A 3,918-nucleotide genomic window follows, 5' to 3' on the forward strand; every position below is an offset into this window, starting at 1 on the left:
CGCCGCCTCTACCGGCGCTTCTTCGCGCTCGCCACGGCCGACGGGCGCGACCGGGTCAGGGCGATCACCTCCCCGGTCAACGGCGCGTCCATCGCCTTCCACGCCGCGATGGGCTTCACGGTCACCGGGCCCGTCCCGGACTACGACGGCCCCGGCGTCGACCGCGTCGTCTTCGAGCTGCGGCTCCCGCCACGCTGACGGCCGCGCCCGCTCATCGGGGGTCCGTACGGGCGTTGAGCCGGTTCAGGGTCGTCGCGAGGGCCGATCCGTAGACCACGTGCCCGAGGGCCATCACCGCGGGACGGCCGGGCCGGTCGCGGGAGACCGGCGGCAGGATGTCCAGGCTCGGGATCCAGCCCTCGTAACTGGCGATCCAGATCGTCAGCGCGTACCCGACGCCCAGCGCGGACGGGGTGCGGCGCCCGCGGGTGAGCAGGCCGTACAGGGCTCCGGCGGTGACGCCGAACCCCAGGTGGGCCAGCGCCCCCACGACGCCCTCGCCCGGCTTGGGGCGGTGCCGGTGGCCGGGCAGCAACGCCCGCGCGATGCGTTTCGGCGGCTGGTCCTCCATCAGGCCCGCCCGGCTGCCGGCGAGCATCACCACGCTCATCGCCGCGGTGGCCACGGCGCCGCCCGCGGCGCCTTTCATGAGGTTGCGCATGCGAAGTCCGGTGCCCGGGACGGAACGCCGGAAACCGGCCATGACCCGGATCACGGCCGTCGGCTGACATGCCGGCCGGCCGGCAGGGCAGGAGGAACGGTCTTCCCGACCAGAGAGGACCGGATGGGCGACACGGCGGCGGAATGCGAGCGGGTGGCCAGGCAGGCGCTCGGCCTGACCGACCTGCGGCCCGGCCAGCTCCGGGCGATGACGGCCCTGGCCGAGGGCAGGGACACGCTGGTGGTGATGCCCACCGGGAGCGGCAAGTCGGCGATCTACCAGGTGCCGGCCCTGCTGCTGCGCGGCCCGACCCTGGTGGTCTCGCCGCTCATCGCCCTGCAACGCGACCAGGTCGAGGCCCTGCGCGACCGCGACGAGGAGGCCGTCAGCCTGGACGCGGGAACGCGGGCCGCCGAGCGGGCGGAGACGTTCCAGGCGCTGCGGGCGGGTGAGACGGAGTTCCTGTTCTGCGCGCCCGAGCAGCTCGTCCGTCCCGACGTCCTGCGCGAGCTGGCCGCCGCGGCCCCCTCGCTCATGGTGGTGGACGAGGCCCACTGCGTCTCGGCCTGGGGGCACGACTTCCGCCCCGACTACCTGCGGCTCGGCGCGGTGGCCGACGCGCTCGGCCGTCCGGTCGTCGCGGCGCTGACGGCGACCGCCGCCCCGCCGGTACGGGCGGAGATCGCCGAGCGGCTGGGCATGCGGACGCCGGTGGAGATCGTCCAGGGGTTCGACCGGCCCAACATCTCGCTGGAGGTGCGCCGGGCGCTCGACGACCCCGCCGGCGACATCGTCACGACCGTCGCGGCGGCGAAGAAGCCCGGCATCGTCTACACGAGCTCGCGCAGGCAGACCGGACGGCTGAGCGGACTGCTGGCCGAGGCCGGCGTACGGGCCGCCGCCTACCACGCCGGGCTGCGCCGGGCCGAACGGGACGCGGTGCACGACCGGTTCATGGCCGGTGACCTGGACGTCGTGGTCGCGACCAACGCCTTCGGCATGGGCATCGACAAACCGGACGTGCGTTTCGTCCTGCACGCCGAGATCCCCGGTTCGCCGGACGCGTACTACCAGGAGATCGGCCGGGCGGGCCGGGACGGCGAGCCGGCCGACGCCCTACTGTTCTACCGGCCCGAGGACCTGGGGATGCAGCGGTTCTTCACCGGCGGGACGCCCGACGAGGAACGGCTGGCCCGGGTCGCCGAGGCGGTCGCCGAATCCGGCCCCGGCAGCGACCGCAAGGGCCTGGCCGAACGCGCCGGACTGTCGGCGCGACGCCTCACGGCGCTGCTGGACCTGCTGGAGAGAGCCGGCGCGGTACGCCTCGGCACCCGCAAGGTCGATCCCGTGCCCGGCCTCGACCCCCAGGCGGCGGCGAGCCGCGCCAGGGAGCTGGCCGAGCGCCGCCGGGACGTCGACCGCAGCCGCCTGGAGATGATGCGCCGCTACGCCGAGACCACCGACTGCCGCCGGCGTTTCCTGCTCGGCTACTTCGGCGAGGAGCTCGCCGACAACTGCGGCGACTGCGACACCTGCCGCGCCGGGACCGCCGGGCAGGCGTCCCCGGAGAGCGGCCCCTTCCCGCTGCACGCCCGGGTGGAACACCGCGCGTGGGGGCCCGGCCAGGTCATCCAGCGCGGCGAGGACCGCCTGACGGTCCTGTTCGAGGACGCCGGATACCGCGAGCTCCAGCTCGACGTGGTCCTCGAAGAGGGCCTGCTCGCCGAGATCCGGACCGGCTGAGGGACACGCGGACCGGCCTAGCGCCGCGCCGGGCCCGGGAAGCGCAGGATCCAGCGGCGCTGCCACGGGGTCTCGACCGCCCGGGGATGGTGGTGCTCGCGCGTCCAGGCGACGGCGTCGGCCGGGTCGAGACCGGCCAGGACGGCCAGGCAGGCGACGACCGTGCCGGTGCGGCCCACGCCGCCCCCGCACGCCACCTCGACCGCCTCGCCCGCCCGCGCCCGCCGGTGCAGGTCGCCGATCCGCTCCACGGCCGCGTCGCGGTCGCGGGGCAGCAGGAAGTCGGGCCACTCGATCCACGCGTGCGGCCAGCGCAGCCCGTCCTCGTGGCGGCGGGTGAGTCGCGCCGACCCCAGGTAGAGGCCGAAGCCGGGCGCCGGGCCGTCCGGCAGCGGGTGGCGCAGGCCCCGGCCGCGGATCCAGGAGCCGTCCGGGAGCCGGAAGGCGCCCGCGAGCGGCGGCTCGCCCGTCGGGCCGTCCGTCGGAGTCGTCACGGATCCTCCTCGTGGTCTCGGGGCCTGCTCAGCCCGCGGTCCCGCAGAATACCTTGACGGCCATGCCCATGATCTCCGCCGTGGACGGGTTCCTGGTCGAGGGGTTGAGCGACAGGGTCAGCGACTTGCCGGAGTCCGAGCGGAAGGCGAAGGTCAGGTAGCCGATCAGCTCCCCGCTGTGCCCCCACACCGTGCCGCACGGCAGCGCGTACGCCTGCAGCCCGAGGCCGTAGCGGAACCCGGCGCCCGTCTCGACGGTCGTGCGCATGGCCTTCAGGGACGCGGCGCTGGTGAGCCTGCCGCCCAGCAGGGCGGACATGAACCGCTCCAGGTCCGCGGCGGTCGAGATCATCTCTCCCGCGGCCCAGTCCAGCGAGGGGTTCATCCGGGTGGCGTCCACGAGGCCGGGCATCGGCTCGTACCCCTTGGCGTGGGGGGACGGCAGGCCCGCCCGGTCGCCGGGGACCAGCGTGTGGCGCAGGCCCAGCGGGCGCAGGATCCGGCGGGCGACCTCCTCGCCGTACGTGCGGCCGGTCAGCTTCTCCACCAGCAGGCCGAGCACCACGTAGTTGGTGTTGGAGTAGTGCCACTTGCCGTCGTCGGGGAGCTTCTTGGCGAAGGCCACCTTGAGCAGCTCGCCCGGCCGGTAGGAGCGGAAGCGGGCCTCGCCGCGCCAGCGGTTGGTGGAGTAGCCGGGCTCGCTCATGTAGTCGTACAGGTGGCTGGTGTGGTCGAGGAGGCCGCGGACCGTGATCCGGTCGCCGCCGGGGACCAGGCCGGGCAGGTGGTCGCCGATCGGGTCGTCCAGCTTCAGCTTCCCCTCGTCCACGAGCTGGAGCACCACGGTGGCGACGAAGGTCTTGGTCACGCTGCCGATCCGGAAGTAGCCGCCCGGCGAGGGGCGTCCGCCGCGCTCGACGTCGCGCACGCCCGCCGAGCCCGTCCAGGTGCCGCGCTCGTCGGTGACCCGGGCGAGGGCCGCCGTCGCGCCCTGTCCCGCCACGATCCCGGCCAGCTCCT

General features: G+C 74.9%; 5 protein-coding genes. 2 read left to right on the forward strand and 3 right to left on the reverse strand.

What is annotated here, in order from left to right; all coding sequences use genetic code 11:
* Positions 1-198: N-acetyltransferase family protein (locus ACWCSD_RS49350; protein ID WP_449926254.1), on the forward strand; the 198-nt coding region annotated here is incomplete at its 5' end.
* 13 nt (positions 199-211) lie between these two features.
* Here ACWCSD_RS49350 and ACWCSD_RS49355 read toward each other — a convergent pair.
* Complete coding sequence (locus ACWCSD_RS49355; protein ID WP_397166815.1) at positions 212-661, reverse strand: DUF6789 family protein; 450 nt, start codon at positions 659-661, stop codon at positions 212-214.
* A 123-nt stretch (positions 662-784) separates the two neighbouring features.
* Between ACWCSD_RS49355 and ACWCSD_RS49360 the strand changes: the two genes are divergently transcribed.
* Entirely contained in the window at positions 785-2,404 is a 1,620-nt protein-coding gene (locus ACWCSD_RS49360; RefSeq protein WP_449926257.1) for a RecQ family ATP-dependent DNA helicase, read from the forward strand.
* 17 nt (positions 2,405-2,421) lie between these two features.
* Here the strand turns inward: ACWCSD_RS49360 and ACWCSD_RS49365 are convergent, their stop codons facing one another.
* Positions 2,422-2,898: a protein-tyrosine phosphatase family protein gene (locus tag ACWCSD_RS49365; protein ID WP_387670227.1), complete on the reverse strand. Its 477-nt coding sequence runs from the start codon at positions 2,896-2,898 to the stop codon at positions 2,422-2,424.
* Positions 2,899-2,926: 28 nt separating this feature from the next.
* Positions 2,927-3,918 (reverse strand): serine hydrolase domain-containing protein (locus ACWCSD_RS49370; protein WP_449926260.1); only part of this gene is annotated, 992 nt, incomplete at its 5' end.

This window comes from Nonomuraea sp. NPDC001684 (assembly GCF_053596515.1).